The sequence below is a fragment of the Pseudomonas idahonensis genome, assembly GCF_037903935.1.
Classification (GTDB): Bacteria; Pseudomonadota; Gammaproteobacteria; order Pseudomonadales; family Pseudomonadaceae; genus Aquipseudomonas; species Aquipseudomonas danubii.
In genome coordinates, this window is sequence record NZ_CP149586.1 from 2215763 (window position 1) to 2241716 (window position 25954).

A 25954-nucleotide genomic window follows, 5' to 3' on the forward strand; every position below is an offset into this window, starting at 1 on the left:
GCTACAGGGCAGGTTTGCGCATCGATTCGTCGCCATTTGCCCAGGAGATTCAATGAACACCCTGTTTATCCATTGCCGGCCCGGTTTCGAGGGCGAAGTCTGCTCCGAGATCGCCGACCACGCGGCTCGGCTGAATGTCGCCGGCTACGCCAAGGCCAAGCCCAGCACTGCCTGCGCCGAGTTCATCTGCACCGAGGACGACGGCGCCCAGCGCCTGATGCAGGGGCTGCGCTTTGCCGAACTGATCTTCCCCCGGCAGTGGGCCCGCGGCGGCTTCATCGAGTTGCCGGAAACCGACCGCATTAGCGTGATCCTGGCCTACCTGGCCGGCTTTCCCCAGTGCGGCAGCCTGTGGCTGGAGGTGGTGGATACCAATGACGGCAAGGAACTGTCGAACTTCTGCAAAAAGTTCGAAGGTCCGTTGCGCAAGGCCCTGAGCGCTGCCGGCAAGCTGGTGGAGGATGCCGCCAAGCCGCGCTTGCTGTTGACCTTCAAGAGTGGGCGTGAAGTCTTTGTCGGCCTGGCGGATGCCGGCAACTCGGCCATGTGGCCGATGGGCATTCCACGCTTGAAGTTCCCCCGGGAAGCGCCAAGCCGTTCGACCCTGAAACTGGAAGAGGCCTGGCACCACTTCATCCCCCGGGATCAGTGGGATGAGCGCTTGCATAGCGACATGACCGGGGTCGACCTGGGTGCGGCGCCAGGAGGCTGGACCTGGCAGTTGGTCAATCGCGGCATGCTGGTGACCGCCGTCGATAACGGCCCTATGGCTGAAAGCCTGATGGACACTGGCCTGGTGCAACACCTGATGGCGGACGGTTTTACCTTCAAGCCGCGACAGCCGGTGGACTGGATGGTCTGCGACATCGTCGAGAAGCCGGCGCGCAACGCCGCACTTCTGGAAACTTGGATCGGCGAGGGCCATTGCCGCGAGGCCGTGGTCAACCTGAAGCTGCCGATGAAGCAGCGTTACGCCGAAGTGAAGCGTTTGCTGGAGCGGATTGAAGAGGGCTTCAAGGCGCGGGGAGTTCGGGTGGCGATCGGCTGCAAGCAGCTGTATCACGACCGCGAGGAAGTGACCTGCCACCTGCGTCGCCTGGATGTGAAAAAGCCCAAATCGGCGTAGTACCCGCAACACCGCCCGCTTCCATGTAGGAGCCGGCTTGCCGGCGAAACAGGCCCCCCACAGCAGTGCAAGGCGTGAGGATGCCTTCGCTGGCAAGCCAGCTCCTACGGCAGGACCGGGGCCGTGGAACGACGGCAACTGATGACCCGATGGCACCATTGCGCGACAATGGCCGCCTGTTTCAGGAGTGAACCATGAGTCAAATCATCGATACGCCGGTTGACGGCACCCTCGACGCCACCGGCCTCAATTGCCCCGAGCCGGTGATGATGCTGCACCAGCACATTCGCGACCTGCCCGCAGGCGGGCTGCTGAAAGTGATCGCCACCGACCCTTCCACCCGCCGCGACATTCCCAAGTTCTGCGTGTTCCTCGACCACGAACTGGTGGCGCAGCAGGAAGAGGCCGGCACCTACCTCTACTGGATTCGCAAGAAGCTCGATTAACCCGCCGAACGGCCGATGCGGATCTGCTTGCGCGCACTGCGTGTCAGGCGGATCAACAGCATCAGCGCGGCGCAGGTCAAGCCGGCAATCAACCCCTCCCACAGACCGCTCGGGCCCCGTGCCGCTCCGAACCAATCGGTCAGGCCCAGGGCGTAGCCCACCGGCAAACCAATCCCCCAGTAAGCGAACAGGGTCAGGATCATGGTCACCCGAGTGTCCTGATAGCCGCGCAGTGCGCCGGCGGCGGTGACCTGAATGCCATCGGAAAACTGGAACAATGCCGAGTACACGATGAGCATCGAGGCTACCTGGATCACCATCGGGTCGTTGGTGTAGATCGAGGCGATGGGTTCGCGCAGCAGGTACATCAGGCTTGCCGACAGGCAGGCGTAGGCCAGTGCCGCGCCCATGCCGACTCCGGCGCTGAAGCGTGCGTCGCGCGGTTGCTGACGGCCCAGAGACTGGCCGACCCGCACCGTTACGGCCATGGCCAGGGAGTAGGGGATCATGAACATCAGGGCGCTGACGTTGAGGGCAATCTGGTGTCCGGCCACTACCGTGGCACCCAGGCTGCCGATCAACAGGGCGATGACCGCGAAGATGCTCGACTCGGCGAACACCGCGATGCCGATGGGCAGGCCGACACTCACCAGGCGCTTGATCACCGCCCATTGTGGCCAGTCGAACCGGCTGAACAGCTGGATCTTGCGATAGGCCGGTGCCCAGTGAACCCAGCCGGCCATGCCTAGCATCATGGCCCACATCACGATCGCCGTGGCCCAGCCACAGCCGACGCCGCCCATGGCCGGCACACCGAAGTGGCCATAAATGAAGATGTAGTTGATGGGGATGTTGAGGGCCAGGCCACAAAGCCCGATGACCATGCTCGGCACTGTGCGGCCCAGCCCGTCGCTCAAGCAGCGCAGCACGTAGTACAGCGCTACAGCCGGCAGGCCGCTGGCGATGCCGTGCAGATAACCCATGCAGGGCTTGATCAGTTCCGGATCAACCTTCATCAGGTGCAGTATCGGTTCGGCGCTGATCAATATCAGCGTGGCCGAGAGGCCCGTCACTACCGCCAGCCACAGGGCCTGGCGCACCACCGGACTGATCTCGTGCAGCTTGCCGGCACCAAAGCGCTGGGCCACTTTGGGTGTGGTGGCCAGCAGGGTGCCGGTCATCAGCAGGAACACTGGAATCCAGATTGAGTTGCCCAGGGCTACGGCCGCGAGATCCCGCGGACTGACCCGACCGGCCATGACGGCATCGACAAAGCCCATGGCGGTGGTGGCCACCTGGGCAATCATGATGGGCAGGGCCAGTCGCAGCAGGTCGCGCAGTTCGCGGCCAACCCGTGCAGGGCGGCTGGTGGCTGGGGTGATGGGAGTGTCGGTCACGGAATTCACGGGGCGTAGCGTCCATAGGCGTGTTGCGCGGGACGCGACAGTCTACGCGTTGACACTCTGGTCAGGAAAAAATCCAGTGTTGTGGATTTGTAATGGCCGGTCGCGGGGAAATGAGTGCTCGACCTCAAGCCGCGCTGGCTCGGCCTGTCATCTGCGCCTACACTGCGGCTCCCCACGAGGAGCCAGCCATGTTGATTGTTGCCGACGAAAATATTCCCCTGATCGAAGAGTTCTTTGCCGGCTTCGGCGAGATCCGGCGTTTCCCCGGGCGTGCCATTGATCGGGCGACCGTGGAGCAGGCGGATGTGTTGCTGGTGCGCTCGGTGACTCAAGTCGATCGCCAATTGCTGGAAGGCAGTCCGGTGCGGTTTGTCGGCACCTGCACCATCGGCACCGATCATCTGGACCTGGATTACTTCCAGCAGGCAGGTATCAGTTGGTCCAGTGCGCCGGGCTGCAATGCCCGTGGCGTGGTGGATTATGTGCTGGGCAGCCTGTTGACCCTGGCCGAGATCGAAGGGGCGGATCTGGCTCAACGCTGTTACGGCGTGGTGGGGGCTGGTGAAGTCGGCGGACGCTTGATCAAGGTCCTGCGCGGTCTGGGTTGGCAAGTCCTGGTCTGTGATCCGCAGCGACAGGCGGCGGAAGGCGGCGACTACGTCAGCCTGGAGCAATTGATCGAACGTTGCGACGTCATCAGCCTGCATACGCCACTGGCTCGGCATGGCGAGCATTCCACCTGGCACCTGCTGGATCGCCAGCGCTTGAACCAGCTCAAGCAAGGTACCTGGCTGATCAATGCAGCCCGTGGCCCGGTGGTGGATAACCAGGCACTGCGTGAAGTGTTGCTGCAGCGTGAGGATTTGCAGGCGGTGCTGGATGTCTGGGAAGAGGAGCCGACAGTGGATCGCGAGCTGGCGGACCTGTGCGTGCTGGCCACGCCCCATATCGCCGGCTACAGCCTGGATGGCAAACAGCGTGGCACGGCGCAGATCTACCAGGCCTACTGCCGCTTCCTCGGTCAGGCCGAACAGGTCAGCCTGGCCACCTTGCTGCCGGCGCCGTGGGTGCCGCAAGTCAGCCTGAATGCCAATGCCGATCCGGCCTGGGCCCTGGCGATGATCTGCCGGGCGGTGTATGACCCGCGCCGTGATGATGCGGATTTTCGCCGTAGCCTGGCGGATGATGTCGCCCAGCAACGCAACGCCTTCGACGGCCTGCGCAAGCATTATCCGGAGCGTCGCGAGATCGACGGGCTGCAAGTGCGGATTCAGGGTGATTCGCCAGCCCTGAGCCAGATCGTTCGGGCCCTGGGCGCCAGCGAAGTCTGAAGTCGTTCAGACAGTAAAGCGCGCCCATAAAAAACCCGGCCACCAGGCCGGGTCAAGAGGACATGAGGCTGAGTGTCAATCTTGCCGAGCAGGCTTGACCAGTCGCTTTTCCAGTTCGCGGCAGGCGTTCTGGATCATTTCTTCAGTAATAGGTACTTCGCGACCCTGGGCGTCGATGATGGCACACCCCAGAGACTGGTTCGGCTGGGTACGGATTACTTGAATCTTGTCATTGCTGCTGTGTTGCAAGGACATGGCCTGTCTCCTCATCAGGTTGTGTGCTTACTCTAGAATGGCCGGGTGACCAAGCTGTTACAGACCGCCGCAAGGGCTGGCCCGGCGACTTCACTCCAACAGAAATGCCCGGGGAGTGCCAGCCACGGATTAGACCGATAATCTCTAGGCGCTAGTGTCAGCGGTCATAATCAACCTGACTCATTGTGATTTAGCAAAGTTCCTGCGAATTCCTCTCGTTGCCGCCGCTGCAACGGGTCAGTCGCCGGCGCGTCAATGGATGAACTGCATGCTCTCTTCTCGTCACCGCCGGGCGTTGCATCTGGCCAGCCGTTTTATCGCTCCCTACCGTTGGCAGGCGCTCGGCGCCCTGTTGGCATTGATTGTTACTGCGGGCATCACCTTGTCCATGGGGCAGGGGATTCGCCTGTTGGTGGACCAGGGGTTCATGACCCAGTCCCCGCATTTGCTGAACCAGTCCATTGGCCTGTTCCTGCTGCTGGTCCTGGCCCTGGCGGTAGGCACGTTCGTGCGTTTCTATCTGGTGTCCTGGATCGGCGAGCGCTGCGTGGCGGACATCCGGCGCCAGGTGTTCAATCACCTGATCTACCTGCATCCCGGCTTCTACGAGAACAATCGCAGCTCGGAGATCCAGTCGCGACTCACGGCGGACACCACCTTGCTGCAGTCGGTGATCGGTTCTTCGCTGTCGTTGTTCCTGCGGAATGCGCTGATGGTGTTGGGAGGGATCGTCCTGCTGTTCGTCACCAACCCCAAGCTCACCAGCATCGTGGTGGTGGCCTTGCCGCTGGTGCTGGTGCCGATCCTGATTTTCGGCCGCCGGGTGCGCAGCCTGTCGCGCTTGAGTCAGGACCGGATCGCCGATGTCGGCAGCTATGTGTCCGAGACGCTGGGGCAGATCAAGACGGTCCAGGCCTACAACCACCAGGCCCAGGACGAGCAGCGCTTTGCCGTGACGGTGGAGCAGGCCTTCGATACCGCGCGCAAGCGTATTGTCCAGCGCGCCTGGCTGATCACCCTGGTGATCGTCCTGGTCTTGGGCGCGGTGGGGGTGATGCTCTGGGTAGGAGGCATGGATGTGATCGCCGGGCGTATTTCCGGCGGTGAGCTGGCGGCTTTCGTGTTCTACAGCCTGATTGTCGGTAGCGCTTTTGGCACCTTGAGTGAGGTCATTGGCGAACTGCAGCGCGCTGCCGGAGCTGCGGAGCGGATCGCCGAACTGCTGCGGGCGGAGAACATTATCCAGGCGCCCAGTAGCGGTCTGGTGAGCTTGCCGGCACGTGTGCAGGGCGATCTGGAGTTGGACGGCCTGAGCTTTTCCTATCCGTCAAGGCCGGACCGCTACGCCGTCGATGGCCTGAGCCTGAAGGTTCAGGCCGGAGAAACCCTGGCGTTGGTCGGGCCGTCGGGGGCAGGCAAATCCACCCTCTACGATCTGCTGCTGCGTTTCTACGACCCGCAGCAGGGGCGGATATTGCTGGATGGGGTGCCCCTGACCCAGCTCGATCCGCTGGATCTGCGGCGCTGTTTTGCTCTGGTGTCGCAAAGCCCGGCGCTGTTCTACGGCAGCATCGAAGAGAACATCCGCTATGGCAATCCTGGTGCCACCCTGGCCCAGGTCCAGGAGGCGGCGAAGATCGCCTATGCCCACGAGTTCATCGAGCAGATGCCAGAGGGGTATCAGACTCATCTGGGGGATGGCGGGCTGGGACTTTCTGGCGGACAGCGGCAACGCCTGGCAATTGCTCGCGCGTTGTTGGTGGATGCGCCGATCCTGTTACTGGACGAGGCCACCAGTGCCCTGGATGCGCAGAGTGAGCATTTGATTCAGCAAGCCTTGCCCAGCCTGATGAAGAACCGCACCACCCTGGTGATCGCCCATCGCCTGGCCACGGTGAAGAATGCCGACCGGATTGCGGTCATGGATCAGGGCAGGCTGGTGGCGGTGGGTACTCATCAGCAACTGATCGCCAACAGTCCGCTGTATGCGCGTCTGGCGGCCCTGCAGTTCAGCGAAGGTCCTCAGGCGCCTGTGTAGGAGCCGGCTTGCTGGCTAAAGCGGCCATCAGGCTGGCGCCGAGTCCGAAGGCCTCTTTGCCGGTATGCCAGCTCCCGCAATGGGTGGCCGCCCAATAAAAAGCCCGCATCGCTGCGGGCTTGTAGAAGGCTGGCTTCACTGATCGTCGAAGTAGCGCTCATGCCAGTCCACCAGCGGCTGCGGTGAGTTGAGCTTCTGGCCGTAGATCACCGAGTAGGACAGTACGTTCTGAACATACTGGCGGGTTTCGTCGAAGGGAATGCTTTCCACCCACACGTCGAAACTCAGGTGGTCGGCGCCCTTGAGCCATTGCCGCACCCGTCCAGGACCCGCGTTATAGGCAGCAGATGCCAATACCCGGTTGCCGTTGAACTGGCTGTGGACCTGGCTCAGGTACGCCGCACCCAATTGGATGTTCTTGTCCGGGTCCAGCACTTGCTGGGGAGAGGCCAGGGGAATGCTGAACTTGCGCGCGGTTTCCTTGGCGGTACCAGGCATCAGTTGCATCAGGCCGCTGGCGCCCACGTGGGAACGGGCATCGTCCATGAAGGCGCTTTCCTGGCGGGTGATGGCGAACACCCAGCTCGAATGCAGGCCGCGGACCTTGGCTTCGCGCACCAGGGTGTCGCGGTGAGCCATGGGGAAGCGGATGTCCAGGTCATCCCAGTACTGGGCCTGGCTGATGGTGCGAATGGCCGGGAAGTACCATTTCAGGTCGTAGGCCAGCCTGGCCTGGGCCACCATTTCGTCACGGTTGAAGTGCCGGCTGACGTGGTACCACTCACGGCGACCATCGACGATCTGGCCCCGGGCATGGAATTCCAGGGCGCGACGCACGCCCGGAGTGTTGCGCACTTTGTTGATGACTGCCTGGCTCAGCATCAGCGGTTGGTTGTTCAACTGATAGGGGGCCTTGGCGTGATCCGCGGCGAGGAATCCGTAGAAATCACGCTCCCGGGCCAGGCCTTTGAACAGCGCCAGGGCCTGGGGGTTCTTCGGCTGGGCCAGCTCCAGGCTGCGCGCCTGCCAGTAGCGCCAGCGGTTGGTGCTGGCCAGGTCCTGAGGCAGCTTGCGGGTCAGCTGGTAGGCATCTTCCCAGCGCGCCAGACGCAGCAGCAGGCGCAGGCGCCATTCGGAGACGGTGTTGTCCCGCAGCTCTGGGTCGTACTTGGTCATGACGTCCAGGGCGCGGCTGTCGAAGCGTCGGGCCAGGGTCAGGCCGATTTCGCGGGCAATGGCCACTTTTTCGTCGCGTGAGAAGTGCATGCTGCTGGCATAGCCGTCCAGCAGGGCCATGGCCTTGTCCGGGTCCTGGCGAGCCAGTCGGCGCAAGCCGAGGCCGACCACGTCGGACATCGCCTCATCGGCGGGCTGGAAGCGCGAAGGCTGGCTCAGCAGCTCCGGCTTTTGCGCCACATCCACCAGCAGACGGCCCTGGGGCGCGAGGGTGGTCATGCTCTTGACCAGGCTGTTGGCCAGGGGGTAGTTGCGGGCTTCGGCCGCCAGCTTGGCCCGCTGCCAGCGCTTCTGTTCGGTCAGTTGGCCTTCAGCGGCCCATTGGGCGAACAGCGCGTCACAGGCGGCCGGTTGGGATTTGCCGGTCAGCCAGAGCTTTTCGGTAGCGGCATAGCCTTGCGCCTTGAGGTTATGGCCCAGTTGGTACTGGCCATTGAGGCAGTCCAGTTCGGTGAAGTTGAGTTTCGGGTCGTAATACCGGGTGAAGGTGGCCCAGTCGCCGCGTTCCGCCAGCCAGCGCAGCCAGCGCAGTTTCATCCAGTTGGCTTGAGGCAGGTCGCCATGTTCGGCGAGGAATTTCTCGATCTCGGCGTTGCTGGCGCTCTTCAGGCGGGCCGTGAGTTCGTCATAGGCCAGGTACGGTTCCAGTGGGTAGTCGCGCAGGGCATCGGCATAACGGAAATAAGGGCCTGAATCGCCCTTGGCCAGAGCGCGTTTGGCCTCGTCGTAATATCGGCGTTGCTGGGTCAGGTCCGCCGCCTGGGCGGATTGGACGGCAGTGGCGGAAAGAAGCAGACAGGATAAAAGGCTGAAAAGGCGACTGCGCATGAGACATCCGGGCAGAGAAATCATGACAAGTGCCGACAAGGCCAACACTGATTGTTCACTAGCTTAGCCTTTTGCCAGCAACCGGTGAAAGCTTTGCCGAGCCCTTGGCATCAGTTGGCAACAAAAGTGCCTTCGGGGTTGCCGGTGGCGAAATAGCGGGCCTTCTGAGGGCGCAAGTCAGGTAGAATGCGCGCCCGGTTTTTGGAGAAGAACATGACCCTGCTCAAATTCAGCGATGTGTCCCTTGCTTTCGGCGCCATGCCGTTGTTGGACAAGGTGTCCTGGCAGATCGCCCGTGGTGAGCGGGTGTGCATCATCGGCCGTAACGGTACTGGCAAATCCAGCATGATGAAGCTGGTCAAGGGCGATCAGAAGCCCGACGACGGCTCCGTATGGCGCGCACCCGGTCTGAAGATCGGCGAATTGCCTCAGGAACTGCCTGTGGCCGACGAGCGGACCGTGTTCGACGTGGTTGCCCAGGGCCTGGACGGTGTCGGCGAGCTGCTGGCCCAGTACCACCACCTGAGCCAGAACATCGTCACCGACGCCGATCTGGAAAAACTGATGCACGTCCAGCACGACCTCGAAGCCCGTGACGGCTGGCGCCTGCAGCAACTGGTGGACAGCACCCTGAGCCGCCTGCAACTGCCAGCCGACAAGACCCTCGCCGAGTTGTCCGGTGGCTGGCGGCGTCGCGTGCTGTTGGCGCAGGCCCTGGTATCCGAGCCGGATCTGCTGCTCCTCGACGAGCCGACCAACCACCTGGATATCGGCGCCATTGCCTGGCTGGAAGAGGCGCTGAAGGATTTCCAGGGCGCGGTTCTCTTTATTACCCACGACCGTTCCTTCCTGCAGAACCTGGCCACCCGCATCCTCGAACTGGATCGTGGCGGCCTGATCGATTGGAACGGCGACTACGCCAGTTTCCTGGTGCACAAGGAAGCCATGCTGGCGGCGGAAGAAACCGCCAATGCGCTGTTCGACAAGCGCCTGGCCCAGGAAGAAGTGTGGATTCGCCAGGGCATCAAGGCCCGGCGTACCCGTAACGAAGGCCGCGTGCGTGCGCTCAAGGCGCTGCGCGTGGAGCGCAGTGAGCGTCGCGAGCGTACCGGCAAGGCCAACATTCAGCTGGAAACCGCCGACAAGTCTGGCAAGCAGGTAATGGTGCTGGAGAATGTCAGCTTCGCTCACCCGGACGGCCCGTTCCTGGTCAAGGACTTTTCCATGGTCCTGCAGCGTGGCGACCGCATTGGCCTTCTGGGCGCCAACGGCACCGGCAAGACCACCTTGCTCAAGCTGATGCTCGGCGGTCTGGTGCCGAGCAGCGGCAAGGTGGAAGAGGGCACGCGGATCGACGTGGCCTACTTCGACCAGTTGCGCCACCAGTTGGACCTGGAAAAGACCGTGATCGACAACGTTGCCGAAGGTCGCGACTTCATCGAGATCGATGGCCAGAGCCGTCACGTGCTGAGCTACCTCGGTGATTTCCTGTTCAGTCCGCAACGTGCCCGTACGCCAGTCAAGGCCCTGTCTGGCGGTGAGCGTGCCCGTCTGTTGCTGGCCAAGTTGTTCAGCAAACCGGCCAACCTGCTGGTGCTCGACGAGCCGACCAACGACCTCGATGTGGAAACCCTCGAGCTGCTGGAAGAAGTGTTGCTGACCTTCCAGGGCACCGTGCTGATGGTCAGCCACGACCGGGCCTTCCTCGACAACGTGGTGACCAGCACCCTGGTCTTTGAAGGCGAAGGCAAGGTTCGCGAGTACGTTGGCGGTTATCAGGACTGGTTGCGCCAGGGTGGCTCGCCGCGGCTGCTGGGGGTTACCGAGAACAAGTCCGGCAAGGCCGAACTGAATTCCGCCGTGGTTGCGCCGGTGCAAGCCGCAGCGCCAGCCCCTGTGCAAGAGGCTCCGGCGAAGAAGAAGCTCAGCTACAAATTGCAGCGTGAGCTTGAGGCGCTGCCGGGGCAGATCGATGCGATGGAACAACAGATTGCCGGGGTCGAGGCGGAGATGGCCGATGCCGGTTTCTATCAGCGCCCGGCGGCTGAAACCGCTGCGGTCATTGCCCGGCTGGAGCAGTTGAATGCCGAGCTGGAGCAGATGGTCGAGCGCTGGGCCGAGCTGGATGCCTGAGTGACCGGTGTTTGATAAAAAAGCCCGACTTTAGCGTCGGGCTTTTTTTCGGAGCAGTGACCGGTCTGGTAACTGTCGGGTGAGGGCTTAGCGTTTGGCCAGGTGCACAGCCAACACGTCACACGGTGCGCCGTGCAGGACGTCATTGGCGGTGGAGCCCAGCAGCAGGGCCAGGCCGTGACGGCCGTGGCTGCCCACCACAATCAGATCGCATTCCTGTTCCTTGGCCAGGTGATGTATTTCCTGGCGCGGTTGTCCATAGGTCAGGTGACTGTATTCCTTGGTCAGCTCCGGGTACTTGTGGATCAGCCGGTCCAGGCGTTCCCTGGCCTGATCGAACTGTTGCTGCTGCAGCTGCGAAAGATCCATGGGCACGTCACCGCCGAAGGCCATGGCCATGGGTTCGACGATGTGCACCAGGGACAGCTTGGCTCCATTGCTCACCGACAGCTCGCGAGCGCGGTGGATAACAGGATCGCACTCTTCGGTTAAATCTACGGCGACCAGAATATGGTGGTAGGACATGAGGCGCTCCTCCTGAGGATTGCAATAGCTTCAAGTATGGCTGGTTTCAAGCGGGTTGGTTCCACCCAGGCCCCGCTCATCTAAAAATCGAGAGTACTGATATGACGGTCTGGATAGTGGTGTCAATCCTTGCGGTGGTTCTGAGCCCGTTGGCGTGGCTGCGGCCCTCGCGCCGCCAGAGCGGCTTGATCGCCCTGCGCCTGGAAGCGCGGCGCATGGGGTTGGCCATGCAGCTGGCGCCCCAGGAATGGCCGCACTGGTTGGGGCAGGAGCCGCCCAATCCTTGCCCGCAATACCACCGGCCGAGGCGCAGCGCACAATCTGCTTGCTGGAGTTACTGGCAGATAGCCCCTGGTAGCTGGGTCAACCAGTGGCGTGAACCCTGTGTCGATGAGGCGCTGCTCCAGCATCTGCAGACCTTGCCGCCAGGGGTCTTCAAGGTTGAAGCGGACAAGCAACTGATCGCCCTGTACTGGAGCGAGCGCGGCGAGGCCAGTGTCTTGCAGGATATCGCCTCGGTGCTCAAGGCCTTGGCCTGAAGTCATGGGGGAGGGCGCCCGCGGCAATCGTGGGCGTTTGGCAATAAAAAGCCCGACTCAGCATCGGGCGGGATGGCCAGGCAGGCCGGTAATCTCGTTTGAGCCACCCTGGGGTGGCTTCTTGCTGTCTGGGCTGTGCCCCTATTTGATAAAACTTTCTGACCTTTTCTTCAGATATATCTCCAGCTTAGTCGCTATCGTTCCCTGTGGGCTGACGATTTAGGGCGATTTTTCTAAATATTGATCCTATGAATGGCGATGAATGCAGGGGTGTGTTGATCATCTGGGGAGCAGTGAAGTGACCGCAAAGTCGCGTTTCAAACAGCGTTTTGTACGATTGACAATTGCCGGATTTTCCCTGAATGTGGCGTACCCAAATCAAACGGGCGTATGAAATGAGCGTTTGTATCTCAGGCGGCTCTATACAGAATCCCGACTATCGCGTTGGCGGGTGTGCCTGGCGGATTGGCGTTAGCATCGACGGTGACGTTAGTGCCAAGCCAGAAGTCAGCGTCCGACGTGTACTGTTCAGCTTCCATATCGTGGAGATCAGTTGATGATTTACGAAGGTAAAGCCATCACGGTTAAGGCTCTTGAAAGTGGCATCGTCGAATTGAATTTCGACCTCAAGGGTGAGTCCGTCAACAAGTTCAACCGTCTAACCCTGAATGAATTGCGTCAGGCTGTTGACACCATCAAGGCAGATGCTTCGATCAAGGGCGTGATCGTCAGCAGTGGCAAGGACGTATTCATCGTCGGCGCCGACATCACCGAGTTTGTCGATAACTTCAAGCTGCCGGATGCCGAGCTGGTGGCAGGTAACCTCGAAGCCAACAAGATCTTCAGCGATTTCGAAGACCTCAACGTGCCGACCGTTGCCGCGATCAATGGCATCGCCCTGGGCGGCGGCCTGGAAATGTGCCTGGCGGCGGACTACCGCGTCATGGCGGCCAGCGCCAAGATCGGCCTGCCGGAAGTCAAGCTGGGCATCTACCCGGGCTTCGGCGGTACCGTGCGTCTGCCGCGCATCATCGGTGCCGACAACGCCATCGAGTGGATTGCCGCCGGCAAGGAAAACCGTGCTGAAGACGCGCTGAAAGTCGGTGCCGTCGATGCTGTGGTTGCTCCCGATAAACTCAAGGACGCCGCTCTGGCCCTGGTTAAGCGCGCTATTTCCGGCGAGTTCGACTACAAGGCCAAGCGTCAGCCGAAGCTGGAAAAACTCAAGCTCAACGCCATTGAGCAGATGATGGCTTTCGAAACCGCCAAAGGTTTCGTCGCCGGTCAGGCAGGCCCGAACTACCCGGCGCCTGTTGAAGCGATCAAGATCATCCAGAAGGCCGCCAACTTCGGCCGCGACAAGGCTCTGGAAGTGGAAGCCGCCGGCTTCGTCAAACTGGCCAAGACCTCTGCCGCACAAAGCCTGATCGGTCTGTTCCTGAATGATCAGGAACTGAAGAAAAAGGCCAAGGCCTACGATGAGATCGCCAAGGACGTGAAGCAGGCCGCAGTACTCGGCGCCGGCATCATGGGTGGTGGCATTGCCTACCAGTCGGCCTCTAAAGGCACGCCGATCCTGATGAAGGACATCAACGAACACGGTATCGAGCAGGGTTTGGCGGAAGCTGCGAAACTGCTGGTCGGTCGCGTTGATAAAGGCCGCATGACTGCCGCGAAAATGGCTGAGGTGCTCAACGGCATTCGTCCAACCCTGTCTTACGGGGACTTCGGTCACGTCGACCTGGTGGTCGAGGCGGTGGTCGAGAACCCTAAGGTCAAGCAAGCGGTATTGGCTGAAGTCGAAGGTCAGGTCAAAGAGGACACCATTCTGGCGTCCAACACTTCGACCATCTCCATCAGCCTGTTGGCCAAGGCCCTCAAGCGTCCGGAAAACTTCGTCGGCATGCACTTCTTCAACCCGGTGCACATGATGCCTCTGGTGGAAGTGATCCGTGGCGAGAAGTCCAGCGAGCTGGCCGTTGCCACCACCGTTGCCTACGCCAAGAAAATGGGCAAGAACCCGATCGTGGTCAACGACTGCCCGGGCTTTTTGGTCAACCGCGTTCTGTTCCCGTACTTCGGCGGTTTCGCCAAGCTGGTTAGCGCTGGTGTGGACTTCGTGCGCATCGACAAGATCATGGAAAAATTCGGCTGGCCAATGGGCCCGGCGTACCTGATGGACGTGGTCGGCATCGACACCGGTCACCACGGTCGTGACGTGATGGCTGAAGGCTTCCCGGATCGCATGAAGGACGATCGTCGTTCGGCCGTGGACGTACTCTACGAAGCCAAGCGCCTGGGCCAGAAGAACGGCAAGGGTTTCTACGCCTACGAAACCGACAAGAAGGGCAAGCAGAAGAAGGTCGCCGATCCGTCGGTGCTGGAAGTGCTCAAGCCAATCGTCTACGAGCAGCGTGAAGTCACTGACGAAGACATCATTAACTGGATGATGATCCCGCTGTGCCTGGAAACCGTTCGTTGCCTGGAAGACGGCATCGTCGAAACTGCTGCCGAAGCTGACATGGGCCTGGTCTACGGTATTGGTTTCCCTCCATTCCGTGGTGGTGCGCTGCGCTACATCGATTCCATCGGTGTTGCCCAGTTCGTTGCCCTGGCCGACCAGTACGCCGATCTGGGCGCGCTGTACCACCCGACCGCGAAGCTGCGTGAAATGGCCAAGAACGGCCAGAGCTTCTTCGGTTAAGCGCCCACACTAGAGCGAGAGTGAACATATGAGCTTGAATCCTAGAGACGTCGTGATTGTCGACTTCGGTCGTACTCCGATGGGCCGCTCCAAGGGCGGCATGCACCGCAACACCCGCGCCGAAGACATGTCGGCGCACCTGATCAGCAAACTGCTGGAACGCAACACCAAGGTCGACCCGGCGGAAGTCGAGGACGTGATCTGGGGCTGCGTCAACCAGACCCTGGAACAGGGCTGGAACATCGCGCGCATGGCGTCGCTGATGACCCAGATCCCGCACACCTCGGCCGGCCAGACCGTCAGCCGCCTGTGCGGCTCCTCCATGAGCGCACTGCATACCGCTGCGCAAGCGATCATGACCGGTAACGGTGACGTGTTCGTGGTGGGCGGCGTCGAGCACATGGGGCACGTGAGCATGATGCACGGTGTCGATCCGAACCCGCACATGTCCCTGTACGCGGCGAAAGCCTCGGGCATGATGGGCCTGACCGCCGAGATGCTGGGCAAGATGCACGGCATCACCCGTGAGCAGCAGGACGCCTTTGGCGTGCGTTCCCACCAGCTCGCCCACAAGGCGACCGTGGAAGGCAAGTTCAAGGACGAAATCATCCCGATGCAGGGCTATGACGAGAACGGTTTCCTGAAACTGTTCGACTACGACGAAACCATTCGTCCCGAAACCACCCTGGAAAGCCTGGCGGCCTTGAAGCCGGCGTTCAACCCCAAGGGTGGCACCGTGACTGCCGGTACTTCGTCGCAGATCACCGACGGCGCTTCGTGCATGATTGTGATGTCGGCCCAGCGTGCCCAGGATCTGGGCATCCAGCCGCTGGCAGTGATCCGTTCCATGGCGGTGGCGGGTGTGGACCCGGCGATCATGGGCTATGGTCCAGTACCGGCCACGCAGAAAGCCTTGAAGCGCGCAGGCCTGGGCATCAACGACATCGACTTCTTCGAGCTCAACGAAGCTTTCGCCGCACAGGCCCTGCCAGTGCTGAAAGATCTGAAAGTGCTCGACAAGATGAATGAGAAGGTTAACCTGCACGGCGGCGCGATCGCCTTGGGTCACCCGTTCGGTTGCTCCGGTGCGCGTATCTCCGGGACCCTGCTCAACGTCATGAAGCAAAATGGCGGCACCTTCGGTGTGTCCACCATGTGCATCGGCCTTGGCCAGGGCATCTCGACCGTCTTCGAACGCGTTTAAGCGTTGGGTTGATGGAAGCCGGGGCCCTGTGCCCCGGTTTTTGTTTTTCTGAAGATTTATTTGTTTTTATTTTGAAAAAAATTGCACGAGGGCCAGAGCATGCAGTTACAACCCGGGCTCTATCAGCATTACAAGGGGCCGCAGTACCGCGTTTTCAGCGTGGCGCGGCACTCGGAAACGGAAGAAGAAGTAGTGTTTTACCAAGCCCTGTATGGGGATTACGGTTTTTGGGTGCGACCCTTGAGCATGTTCCTGGAGTCGGTCGAAGTTGACGGCGAGCAGGTCCCACGCTTTGCTTTGGTGCAGGCCGAACCCAGTCTTTTTTCACCGACGTAAGTGCAGGTCGCGCAGTACCCTGCGCTTGACCTCACCTTGTTGCCACTATATATAGCGGGGCCGCGTCAGGCGCCAACCGCCTTTCACTTCTCGAATTCAGGAATTTTCTGATCCATGGGCAAATCGCTGGTCATTGTGGAATCCCCGGCTAAGGCCAAGACCATCAACAAGTACTTGGGCAACCAATACGTGGTGAAGTCGAGTATCGGCCATATCCGAGACCTGCCCACCAGCGGTTCGGCGAGCGCCGCCAAAGAGCCAGCCGCCAAGCGTGGCAAGGCCGCTGCGGGCGAAGCCCCGGCCTTGTCGCCGAAGGAAAAAGCGCGCAAGCAGCTGGTTTCACGCATGGGCGTCGACCCCGAGCACGGCTGGAAGGCCAAGTACGAAATCCTTCCCGGCAAGGAAAAGGTCATTGAAGAGCTGCGCCGCCTTGCCAAGGATGCCGACACCATCTATCTCGCAACGGACTTGGACCGCGAAGGGGAAGCCATCGCCTGGCACCTGCGGGAAGCCATCGGCGGTGACGACAGCCGCTACAAGCGCGTGGTGTTCAACGAAATCACCAAGAAGGCGATCCAGGAAGCCTTCTCCCAGCCCGGCGAGCTGGATATTCATCGGGTCAACGCTCAGCAGGCCCGTCGCTTTCTTGATCGCGTGGTGGGCTACATGGTCTCGCCGCTGCTGTGGGCGAAGATTGCCCGTGGCCTGTCCGCCGGTCGTGTGCAGTCGGTTGCCGTGAAGCTGGTGGTGGAGCGCGAGCGCGAGATTCGTGCCTTCATCCCTGAAGAATACTGGGAAGTACACGCTGATCTGGGCACCGCCAAGGGTTCGAATGTGCGTTTTGAAGTGGCCCGTGAAAACGGCGAGGCCTTCAAGCCGCTCAATGAAACACAGGCCATGGCTGCCCTGGAGAAGCTCAAGGCTTCGGCCTATAGCGTCGCCAAGCGCGAAGACAAACCCACCAGCAGCAAGCCGTCGGCGCCATTTATTACCTCCACCCTGCAGCAGGCCGCGAGCAACCGCCTGGGCTTCGGGGTGAAGAAGACCATGATGATGGCCCAGCGTCTGTATGAAGCTGGCTACATCACCTATATGCGTACCGACTCCACCAACCTCTCGGCTGATGCCGTGGCGATGGCGCGGACCTATATCGAAGACGAGTTCGGCAACAAGTACCTGCCGGCCTCGCCCAACGTCTACAGCAGCAAGGAAGGGGCCCAAGAGGCGCACGAAGCGATTCGTCCGTCCGACGTGAACACCCATCCAAGCAAACTGTCGGGCATGGAACGTGACGCTGAGCGGCTCTACGAGCTGATCTGGCGTCAGTTCGTTGCTTGCCAGATGCTGCCGGCGCAATACCTGTCCACTACCGTCAGCGTGGCCGCTGGCGACTTCGAGCTGCGCGCCAAGGGCCGCATCCTCAAGTTCGACGGCTACACCCGGGTCATGCCGCAGATCAGCAAGCCAGGTGATGACGATGTGCTGCCGGACATGGCGCAGGGCGAAGTGCTGAAGTTGATCAAGCTCGACCCAAGCCAGCACTTCACCAAGCCGCCGGCGCGCTATTCCGAAGCCAGCCTGGTGAAGGAAATGGAAAAACGCGGCATCGGTCGTCCTTCGACCTATGCGGCGATCATTTCGACCATTCAGGATCGCGGCTACGTAACCCTGCACAACCGTCGGTTCTATTCGGAAAAGATGGGTGACATCGTCACTGAGCGTCTCTCCGAAAGCTTCTCCAACCTCATGGACTACGGCTTCACCGCCGGCATGGAAGAGAACCTCGATGACGTGGCCCAGGGCGAGCGCGACTGGAAGAGCGTCCTTGACGAGTTCTACGGCGACTTCAAGAAGAAACTCGAAGTGGCCGAGGGTGCTGACACCGGCATGCGCGCCAACCAGCCGGTGATGACCGATATTCCCTGCCAGACCTGCGGTCGGCCGATGCAGATTCGTACCGCTTCCACCGGCGTGTTCCTGGGTTGCTCGGGCTACAGCCTGCCTCCGAAGGAGCGATGCAAGGCCACCGTCAACCTGGTGCCGGGCGATGAGATCGCTGCGGACGACGAGGGCGAGTCTGAATCCCTGGTACTGCGCGGCAAGCACCGTTGCCCGATCTGCAGCACGGCGATGGACGCTTACCTGCTGGATGAAAAGCGCAAGCTGCACATCTGCGGTAACAACCCGGATTGCGCCGGTTACGAGATCGAAGAGGGCAGCTACCGGATCAAGGGCTATGAAGGCCCGAGCCTGGAATGCGACAAGTGCGGGAGCGAGATGCAGCTCAAGACAGGTCGTTTCGGCAAGTTCTTCGGTTGCACCAATCCGACCTGCAAGAACACTCGCAAGCTGCTGAAAAGCGGCGACGCGGCGCCGCCGAAGATGGACCCGGTGAAGATGCCTGAGCTCAAATGCGAGAAGGTCAACGACACTTACATCCTGCGCGATGGTGCTTCGGGTCTGTTCCTGGCCGCCAGTCAGTTCCCGAAAAACCGTGAAACCCGCGCTCCGCTGGTGCTGGAGCTGATCCCGCACAAGGACGAAATTGATCCGAAGTACCACTTCCTTTGCGAAGCGCCGAAAAAGGACCCGGACGGTCGTCCGGCGGTGGTGCGCTATAGCCGCAAGACCAAGGAGCAGTATGTGCAGACCGAGGTTGATGGCAAGCCGACCGGCTGGCGTGCGTTCTACGACGGTGGTACCTGGAAGGTCGAAGACAAGCGCTAAGCACTGTTTGTGTCGAGGGGCTTGCTCCTCGATGTAGCGCTGTACAGGGCCGCATGATTCCGTTGGGAGTCATGCGGCCTTTCTTTTGCCTTGCGGTGCGCGGGAGTGATCCTTGAAACTGTGCCGTCCGCATCCGGTTCTCTTCTTGTAGTGGAGGCTGCCTACATGGCCCACGAGCTCTATACCCGTACCAATCAGAAAATCTACTTTGCCGGCCTGGCCCTCGAGTCCCTGGCCCGGGCCGAAGAGGGGCGGGCGATGAATGCCCAGGCACAGGTTCAGGCCGGGCGCGAATCGGTGCTGTTCCACCTGTACGGTGCCTTGCTGGGGCTATGCCACGAAATTGCAGGGTTCTACCGGCTGCCGCAGGCCAATGCTGCGCGGGTCGAGCAGATCCTTAGCCGTGAAGTGCTGGATAGCATTGCGATTCCCGAGCTGGCGGAGCTGGTGGAATTGGCGCAGAGCCCGCAGACCTGGCTGGCGCAACTGCTATCCGCTTACAGCGAACTCTTTCAACCACCGCGAGCGCCGCACAAGCCCAAGGGCGATGTGACCCAGCCGCTGATCGTGGCGGTCAATCTGGATGAGGAAGAGTCGGAGCAGGAACTGAGCCGGGAAGAGCTGGAAAGTTGGCGGCAGAATCTCAAGGCCCTGGCCATTCGTTTTCGAGATGGCTTGAACGAGTGTTGAGCCTGAGCGTCGCTTGATACGCGACGCGTTTAATTGATCAAGGAAGATTTATGTTGTTCTTCTTGCGTGACCAAGCGCTAGTTCGCCTGCTGAGCGATTGCCAGATGCGAGTCATCAACGCTCAGTCCAAGGCGGATCTGCTGGAGGTGCTCGACCGGCTGGAGATATTCCCCGGTGGCCTGGAATTCGATCATATGCAGTCAATAACGCTCCTGGTGCTGGCGTTTGCCGCGCTCGCGGCTGGGTTGTTGATGGATGGCATGGGCGGGATGTTCTGGGTGTTTGTGGCTCTTTGTTTCTTCAGCTACCGGGTCAGCAAGGGCGTCTCTGGGGCGTTGACGGATCTGGCGGCGAGCATTACCCGCAAGTGCATGATGTTGGGCAACGACTTGAGCGAATTCGACAGCAGTGCCGACTGGCGTCTGAAGAGACTGGACAACGAGTTCACTGATTACCAGCGGGGCAGCGAGATTGAGCAGCGCCGTATCCTGGACTCGCTCCAGGGGGGGTATCGAGGAGAGCGGCATTCGCTGGCATTCGAGTATCACCATCTACGATATGTGATCTCCAGTCGCGAGCGTGAGGCCAGCGGAGGCTTCAGGACGGTTTACACGAACTACCACCGCTACAGTCTGGTGGTGGATTTCCCTTGGGTGAGAGAGATTGCGGTTCGATCCAGCCCCTTGGAAATACCGCTGTCTGGACAGCCCTTCAAGACCGACCGCGACGATTTCAATCAGACCTTTGTGCTGCGCGGCATTGACCCCGCCTGTTGCGAGCGCTTCGCCACGCCTGCGACGCTGGATCTGTTGATGGAGCTTTCGCGCCAGCTCCATGGGGTCAATCTGGAGTTCTCCAGCCAGGGACGGCTCTGCCTGAGCTTCAACAATGAAGACATCATGGCTTATGCCGATCCGGGGTTGCTGAGTGATCTGGCGGTCTTTCGTGAGCGGATCGAGGCTGGCATCGAGTTGCCGAAGTTGGATCCGTTGTTCGCACAGATAGAGCGGTTGGCCCAGCAGCACGACGGTCATGTTGTTACTGCTGTCGTTCCACAGACTTCCGAATCCGGCGAATTGAGCAAGGAAGAATGATGCAGTTTCTCAAGCATGATGCCGAGCTGGTCCGCTTGTTGGCCAGCTGCGACGCGGAAGTTGCGCGCGCCAGGTCAAACGAGGATTTGCTGAAGGTTATCGACAAGCTCCGCACCTTCAAAGGTGGGTTGAAATTCGATCATGCCCAGCCCCTGGTGCTGTTGATGCTGGCTATTGCTGCGGCCGTGCCTGCCATGGCTGGTGTGATCCCGATGGTGTTTGTCGCGGCGTGCCTGGGTTTTGCCAGTCTGTACATCTGGATGAGCCGTAAGGCGGCCTTTGACGAGCTACCGAAGAAGATAGCCCGTAAATGTTCGTTCCTCAGTAATGGTCTGTGGGACCCGGGTGGATCAGCTGATGAGCGTTTCAGGCAATTGAGCGGTGAGTTTGATGACTATGACCGTGGCAATGACAGTCGTCGTATTGAGGCTTCGGCCAAGGGGGTCTATCAGGGAGCTCGGCACGAGCTGTCTTTTGTCTTTCACCACCTGCGTTATGTGAACTCTCATATCAAGAAAAAATCCGATGGCGAGTCCGAGCGGGTGTATGAGAGCTTCGATCGCTTCAGCCTGGTGGTGGAGTTCCCCTGGGTGAGGGGCGTGGAAGTGCGCAGCAATCTCCCGGATAAAAAAATTACCAAGCGCAAGGTCTTCGAGACTACCTTCGATGACTTCAACAGGACTTTCATGTTTTGTGGCGAGAGTGAGCTGGCTTGCGCAAGGTTCGCAACGCCCACCACCCTGGTTTTCTTGCTGGGTCTTTGTCGGCGGCTGAAGAATGTGAATCTGGAGTTTTCCAGTCAGGGGCGCTTGTGTCTGAGCTTCGATGATGCCGAAGTCATGGCCTATCAGGACCCGGGAACCCTTGAGGACCTTCCGGGCTTCTACGCAAAGATCAAGCAGGGGCTTAAATTGCCGAACCTTTTTCCGGTTATGGCCCTCGTGCATGAGTTGGCGGAGTTGCAGGACAACAATTTCGAGCTTCCGCTGACAGTCACCGATGATATGGAGCAGTAGGGTATGGAATTGTTGTTAGTGATTGCGATTGTCTTGGGTGTTCTTGCCTATGTGCATTACAACAAGATCGTCAGCGCTTATAACCGCGTGCAACGGGCCTGGTCGGATGTGCTCACCTACCAGAGGCAGAGGATCAAGGTGCTGGATGTGCTTGAGCCGCAAGTGGCCGGTTTTCAGGATTACGAAAGCCAGTTGCTGGAGAAAATAGTCGGGCTCCGTAGCGCCATCACCAGCTTGCCATCTGTGGCGGATGGTGAGGCGTTGAAGTCGGTGGATCGGGAGACCAAGGCGTTGCTGGGAGGGTTGAACCTGGCGTTTGAAGCCTATCCCGAGCTCAAGTCTGCGGAGCTGATGAACAACCTGATGCGTGAGGTAGCCGAGCAGGAGGGCAATGTCAGCGGCGCCATTACCCTGTTCAATCTGAATGTGGAGCATTTCAATAACAGCATTCAGTTGTTTCCCGGCTCGCTGGTTAATCGGTTGACCCTGAAAAAGTCACTGGTCACGCCGTTTTCCGACAGCCAGGCGTCGGCGGGTTTTGAATACAAGCCGAATTTCTGAGGGGCTCTGCTGCGCCTCTGTGGCGGGTTCGGCTTAGGGGACATCGGTGGAGAAGGGAAGGTGGCGCGTCGAGCAGTAGCTGCTGCCATGCAAGATCCTGAGCGAGGTGGGGGTTATGACTGATATAATCCCCGCCTTTCGTGGAGACCAGACTTTTATGCCAACGTCCTTTCTAGAAATTGTCGAATTGCCAGACGGTCGTATTGAGCTGCGCAGAGCTGAGGACGAGGGTTCTCTGGTTACTTTGGATTTTTCCGAAGATGCCAAAGTCTTTTTGCAAGGTCAGCATGTGGAAGTTGCCAAGGCCATGTTGAGCGTCGGCGTGCAGATGGCCGGACGCTTGGTTGAAGGTGAAATCGACAAGGAAGACGGTCCGCGGGTTCTCCACTAAACCCGTTTATCGGTTTTCTTCCGGTTATTCGTCATATTTGTTTCGGCTTCTCAATCCTGGAGAAGCCTTGCGTCATTCAAGCGCATTTACTGTGACTTCCCGGTATTTATCCCAGGCGAATATTCAGGCTTTGCGCATCACCCGTGCGTGCGGCACTGATCAATTGTTGCCGAGCACTGCCGCTTAGCGGGTTCAGCCAACTGACCACGGTATGGCTGCGGCCCAGTCTTAAGGCTTCACAAGCGAGCTGCTGCGGGCTTTGATTACCCCGTGGATGCAGCAGCAGGATGCGCTCGCGATTCAGTCCAGCCTCCCGCAACCAGCTTTGGGTCAGGCTGGATGGAGGGGCGATCAGGGTCAGCCAGCGGGCGTCCTGATCCTGGCTCAGCTCCCTGAGGATGGGGGCCAGAAGGTTCAGGCAGTTCCCGGTGGCGCCGCGGAGCGACAGTTCACTGAAGGCTTCTGGATCGTTGTTCCAGGGCGATTCGACCGCTTCCTTGAGTACGGGCGCCAGTGGCTGGGCCAGGAACGCTTCGAACAGTGGTAGTTGTGCTTGCTGTGGTGTCTGGGGGAACTGCATGGAGCCTCCTTTAGCGGCGAATGACGCCGACACTCAAGCCTTCGATCACCAGTTCCTGATCTTTCAGGTTGACTTCGATAGGGGCAAATTCCGGATTCTCGGCGATCAGCCAGACCTTGCTGCCTTCGCGCTTGAAGCGCTTGACCGTGACTTCATCGCCGATGCGCGCGACTACAATCTGGCCATTACGAGCTTCGCGGGTGGTATGCACCGCGAGCAGGTCGCCGTCGAAGATGCCGATGTCTTTCATGCTCATGCCTTGGACCCGAAGCAAGTAGTCGGCGCGAGGATTAAAGAAGGTCGGGTTAATGTTGCAGGACTCTTCGATGTGCTGTTGGGCGAGAATGGGGGCGCCGGCGGCGACACGACCAATGATGGGTAGCGAGTCGTCGGTTTTGGCTTCAAAACCGGGGATGCGAATGCCGCGAGAGGCTCCCGGAGTCATCTCGATAGCGCCTTTGCGGGCCAGAGCCTTGAGGTGTTCTTCGGCGGCATTGGGTGACTTGAAGCCCAGCTCCTGGGCAATTTCGGCACGGGTGGGGGGATACCCGTTGTCTTCGAGGCAGCGTTTGATAAAAGCCAGAATCTCAGCTTGGCGTGGCGTCAGTTTTAGCATGTCGATCGCTCTGTCTTTTTATACAGTGACTGGGATTATATACAGTGAGTGTCACTTGGCAATCCTCCTTTTTCTGGGGGCTACCGGGCGGTCATCATCCTGATGCTGGAATCCGTTGCCGAAGGCTGGCTACAGAGGTCGGTAGGTATGATTAAATAGCGCGCCGTACGGCCTCTGCAGAGGCCGGCAGGCTTGACATTGCAGAGCCTGAAACGTATGTTTCAAACAAGTGTTTGTCAGGCGGAGTAGCCATGGCCCAGTCGGAAACCGTTGAACGCATTCTCGATGCTGCCGAGCAGTTGTTCGCGGAAAAAGGTTTTGCCGAAACCTCGTTGCGGCTGATCACCAGCAAGGCCGGGGTCAACCTGGCGGCAGTCAACTATCATTTCGGTTCCAAGAAGGCGTTGATCCAGGCAGTGTTCTCGCGCTTCCTTGGACCTTTCTGCATCAGTCTTGATCGCGAGCTGGAGCGGCGGCAGTCAAAACCGGACAGCAAGCCTAGTCTTGAGGAACTGTTGGAAATCCTCGTCGAACAGGCGCTGGTGGTGCAGCCTCGTAGTGGTAACGACCTGTCGATCTTCATGCGTCTGCTGGGACTGGCCTTTAGTCAGAGCCAGGGCCATTTGCGGCGTTATCTGGAAGACATGTACGGCAAGGTATTCCGCCGTTATATGTTGCTGGTTAACGAAGCGGCGCCGCGTATTCCGCCCATCGAGTTGTTCTGGCGTGTGCACTTCATGCTGGGTGCTGCGGCCTTCAGCATGTCCGGGATCAAGGCATTGCGCGCCATCGCCGAGACCGATTTCGGGGTCAGTACTTCCATCGAGCAGGTGATGCGGCTGATGGTGCCGTTCCTCGCCGCCGGCATGCGTGCCGAAACCGGGGTCACGGACGAAGCCATGGCTAGCGCTCAGCTCAAGCCGCGTAGCAAGTCGGCCCCGGCAGTCGCCAAGGCTTGACCTCACGGGTGGGCGCGACAGCTTACATCCGCTAAGCTAGCCGCCCATGCCGATTCCCGTTTTTACCCCTGTGCTTTCCTCTCGTCGATGTCGATCGGCTCGGCTGTGTCCCTCGTGGATACGGCCTTGTCTGCGTCGCCAGGAAGCCATCGCAGATGGCGCGCGTATTTGTGATTAAGGAAATTTTATGACCGTTGGCCTGCAAGGCTCCTTGATGGTGGACGTCGCCGGTACTTGGCTGACGGCTGAAGATCGCCAACTCCTGCGCCAGCCGCAAGTGGGTGGATTGATCATCTTTGCTCGCAATATCGAGCATCCGCGCCAGGTGCGTGAGCTCAGTGCGGCGATCCGCGCCATCCGTCCTGATCTGCTATTGGCGGTGGATCAGGAAGGTGGCCGGGTACAGCGGCTACGCCAGGGCTTTGTTCGTCTGCCGGCCATGCGCGCCCTCGCGGATAACCCGAATGCCGAATACCTGGCTGAACAGTGTGGCTGGATCATGGCCACCGAAGTGCTGGCTGTGGGCCTGGATCTGAGCTTCGCTCCGGTCCTGGACCTTGATCATCAGCGCAGTGCGGTGGTGGGTAGCCGGGCTTTCGAGGGAGATGCGGAGCGCGCGGCGCTGTTGGCCGGTGCCTTTATCCGAGGCATGAACAGCGCCGGGATGGCGGCCACGGGCAAGCATTTTCCCGGGCATGGCTGGGCCGAGGCCGATTCCCATGTGGCGATCCCCAATGACGAGCGGAGTCTGGAGGAGATTCGTGCCAAGGACCTGCTGCCATTTGCGCGCCTGAGCAAGCAACTGGCGGCAGTGATGCCGGCTCATGTGATCTACCCGCAAGTCGACCCCCAGCCGGCCGGTTTCTCTCGGCGCTGGTTGCAGGACATCCTGCGTGGCGAACTGCAATTTGACGGGGTGATCTTCAGTGATGACTTGTCCATGGCCGGCGCTCACGTGGTGGGGGATGCCGCGAGCCGGATCGAAGCCGCTCTTGGTGCCGGTTGTGACATGGGCCTGGTGTGCAATGACCGTGCTGCGGCCGAGCTGGCATTGAGCGCGGCGCAGCGCCTGAAAGTGCAGCCGCCGCCGCGCATTGCACGGATGCGTGGTCAGGCGTTTGCCAATGTCGAGTACAAGCAGGACCCTCGCTGGCTCAAGGCCCTGGAGGCGTTGAGGGCTGCCCAACTGATTGACTGAGGACGCCTGACTAAT

General features: G+C 60.2%; 23 protein-coding genes. 17 read left to right on the forward strand and 6 right to left on the reverse strand.

Annotation, left to right across the window (positions count from 1 at the left end; all coding sequences use genetic code 11):
- The first annotated feature begins 52 nt into the window (after nt 1-52).
- Nucleotides 53-1126 carry a 23S rRNA (cytidine(2498)-2'-O)-methyltransferase RlmM gene (gene rlmM, locus WIN67_RS10095; RefSeq protein ID WP_265074432.1) on the forward strand — a complete coding sequence of 358 codons (1074 nt, stop codon included), beginning with the start codon at nt 53-55 and terminating at the stop codon, nt 1124-1126.
- A 194-nt stretch (nt 1127-1320) separates the two neighbouring features.
- Complete coding sequence (gene tusA, locus WIN67_RS10100; protein WP_047302965.1) at nt 1321-1572, forward strand: sulfurtransferase TusA; 252 nt, start codon at nt 1321-1323, stop codon at nt 1570-1572.
- Here the strand turns inward: tusA and WIN67_RS10105 are convergent.
- Entirely contained in the window at nt 1569-2978 is a 1410-nt protein-coding gene (locus tag WIN67_RS10105; protein ID WP_102879011.1) for an MATE family efflux transporter, read from the reverse strand. The genes tusA and WIN67_RS10105 overlap by 4 nt on opposite strands.
- Before the next feature lie 188 nt (nt 2979-3166).
- Between WIN67_RS10105 and pdxB the strand changes: the two genes are divergently transcribed.
- On the forward strand, nt 3167-4309 hold the full coding sequence (gene pdxB / locus WIN67_RS10110) for a 4-phosphoerythronate dehydrogenase PdxB (protein ID WP_306398594.1): 1143 nt from the start codon (nt 3167-3169) through the stop codon (nt 4307-4309).
- Between the two features lie 75 nt (nt 4310-4384).
- On the opposite strand, the gene WIN67_RS10115 is transcribed toward pdxB, so the two are convergent.
- A complete protein-coding gene (locus WIN67_RS10115; RefSeq protein WP_102863786.1) occupies nt 4385-4564 on the reverse strand; it encodes a PA1571 family protein in 180 nt (59 codons plus the stop codon).
- A gap of 259 nt (nt 4565-4823) precedes the next feature.
- On the opposite strand from WIN67_RS10115, the gene WIN67_RS10120 reads away from it, so the two are divergent.
- Nucleotides 4824-6602 carry an ABC transporter transmembrane domain-containing protein gene (locus WIN67_RS10120; protein ID WP_273924317.1) on the forward strand — a complete coding sequence of 593 codons (1779 nt, stop codon included), beginning with the start codon at nt 4824-4826 and terminating at the stop codon, nt 6600-6602.
- A 135-nt stretch (nt 6603-6737) separates the two neighbouring features.
- On the opposite strand, the gene WIN67_RS10125 is transcribed toward WIN67_RS10120, so the two are convergent.
- Nucleotides 6738-8666 (reverse strand): transglycosylase SLT domain-containing protein, encoded by a 1929-nt coding sequence (locus tag WIN67_RS10125; protein WP_110596935.1) that lies wholly within the window; start codon nt 8664-8666, stop codon nt 6738-6740.
- A gap of 213 nt (nt 8667-8879) precedes the next feature.
- On the opposite strand from WIN67_RS10125, the gene WIN67_RS10130 reads away from it, so the two are divergent.
- Nucleotides 8880-10799, forward strand: coding sequence for an ATP-binding cassette domain-containing protein (locus WIN67_RS10130; protein WP_102863783.1), 1920 nt, complete (start codon nt 8880-8882; stop codon nt 10797-10799).
- An 87-nt stretch (nt 10800-10886) separates the two neighbouring features.
- On the opposite strand, the gene WIN67_RS10135 is transcribed toward WIN67_RS10130, so the two are convergent.
- Nucleotides 10887-11324 carry a universal stress protein gene (locus tag WIN67_RS10135; protein ID WP_047302975.1) on the reverse strand — a complete coding sequence of 146 codons (438 nt, stop codon included), beginning with the start codon at nt 11322-11324 and terminating at the stop codon, nt 10887-10889.
- Nucleotides 11325-11425: 101 nt separating this feature from the next.
- Between WIN67_RS10135 and WIN67_RS10140 the strand changes: the two genes are divergently transcribed.
- The 10 genes from WIN67_RS10140 to WIN67_RS10185 all read left to right on the forward strand — a co-directional run bounded on the left by WIN67_RS10140 (nt 11426) and on the right by WIN67_RS10185 (nt 22586).
- Complete coding sequence (locus WIN67_RS10140; RefSeq protein WP_102879015.1) at nt 11426-11863, forward strand: hypothetical protein; 438 nt, start codon at nt 11426-11428, stop codon at nt 11861-11863.
- A 556-nt stretch (nt 11864-12419) separates the two neighbouring features.
- Nucleotides 12420-14567 carry a fatty acid oxidation complex subunit alpha FadB gene (gene fadB, locus WIN67_RS10145; protein WP_339071140.1) on the forward strand — a complete coding sequence of 716 codons (2148 nt, stop codon included), beginning with the start codon at nt 12420-12422 and terminating at the stop codon, nt 14565-14567.
- Nucleotides 14568-14595: 28 nt separating this feature from the next.
- Nucleotides 14596-15771, forward strand: a complete 1176-nt coding sequence (gene fadA / locus WIN67_RS10150; protein WP_102879017.1) for an acetyl-CoA C-acyltransferase FadA — start codon at nt 14596-14598, stop codon at nt 15769-15771.
- Between the two features lie 99 nt (nt 15772-15870).
- On the forward strand, nt 15871-16107 hold the full coding sequence (locus WIN67_RS10155; protein WP_102864102.1) for a DUF1653 domain-containing protein: 237 nt from the start codon (nt 15871-15873) through the stop codon (nt 16105-16107).
- A gap of 114 nt (nt 16108-16221) precedes the next feature.
- Nucleotides 16222-18834, forward strand: a complete 2613-nt coding sequence (gene topA / locus WIN67_RS10160) for a type I DNA topoisomerase (RefSeq protein ID WP_339071141.1) — start codon at nt 16222-16224, stop codon at nt 18832-18834.
- A 165-nt stretch (nt 18835-18999) separates the two neighbouring features.
- On the forward strand, nt 19000-19524 hold the full coding sequence (locus WIN67_RS10165; protein ID WP_102879018.1) for a DUF6586 family protein: 525 nt from the start codon (nt 19000-19002) through the stop codon (nt 19522-19524).
- 50 nt (nt 19525-19574) lie between these two features.
- Entirely contained in the window at nt 19575-20618 is a 1044-nt protein-coding gene (locus WIN67_RS10170) for a hypothetical protein (RefSeq protein ID WP_339071142.1), read from the forward strand.
- Complete coding sequence (locus WIN67_RS10175) at nt 20618-21634, forward strand: hypothetical protein (RefSeq protein WP_339071143.1); 1017 nt, start codon at nt 20618-20620, stop codon at nt 21632-21634. The genes WIN67_RS10170 and WIN67_RS10175 overlap by 1 nt, the downstream gene beginning before the upstream one ends.
- A 3-nt stretch (nt 21635-21637) precedes the next feature.
- On the forward strand, nt 21638-22195 hold the full coding sequence (locus tag WIN67_RS10180) for a LemA family protein (protein WP_339071144.1): 558 nt from the start codon (nt 21638-21640) through the stop codon (nt 22193-22195).
- Between the two features lie 157 nt (nt 22196-22352).
- On the forward strand, nt 22353-22586 hold the full coding sequence (locus WIN67_RS10185; RefSeq protein ID WP_102864101.1) for a hypothetical protein: 234 nt from the start codon (nt 22353-22355) through the stop codon (nt 22584-22586).
- 106 nt (nt 22587-22692) lie between these two features.
- Here WIN67_RS10185 and sulA read toward each other — a convergent pair whose 3' ends face one another.
- Nucleotides 22693-23166 carry an SOS-induced cell division inhibitor SulA gene (gene sulA / locus WIN67_RS10190; protein ID WP_102863773.1) on the reverse strand — a complete coding sequence of 158 codons (474 nt, stop codon included), beginning with the start codon at nt 23164-23166 and terminating at the stop codon, nt 22693-22695.
- 10 nt (nt 23167-23176) lie between these two features.
- Nucleotides 23177-23782 (reverse strand): transcriptional repressor LexA, encoded by a 606-nt coding sequence (gene lexA, locus WIN67_RS10195; protein ID WP_102863772.1) that lies wholly within the window; start codon nt 23780-23782, stop codon nt 23177-23179.
- 251 nt (nt 23783-24033) lie between these two features.
- Here lexA and WIN67_RS10200 point away from each other — a divergent pair, with 251 nt between their 5' ends.
- Nucleotides 24034-24741: a TetR/AcrR family transcriptional regulator gene (locus WIN67_RS10200; RefSeq protein WP_339071145.1), complete on the forward strand. Its 708-nt coding sequence runs from the start codon at nt 24034-24036 to the stop codon at nt 24739-24741.
- Between the two features lie 199 nt (nt 24742-24940).
- Nucleotides 24941-25939: a beta-N-acetylhexosaminidase gene (gene nagZ, locus WIN67_RS10205; RefSeq protein ID WP_339071698.1), complete on the forward strand. Its 999-nt coding sequence runs from the start codon at nt 24941-24943 to the stop codon at nt 25937-25939.
- The last annotated feature ends 15 nt before the right edge of the window (nt 25940-25954 follow it).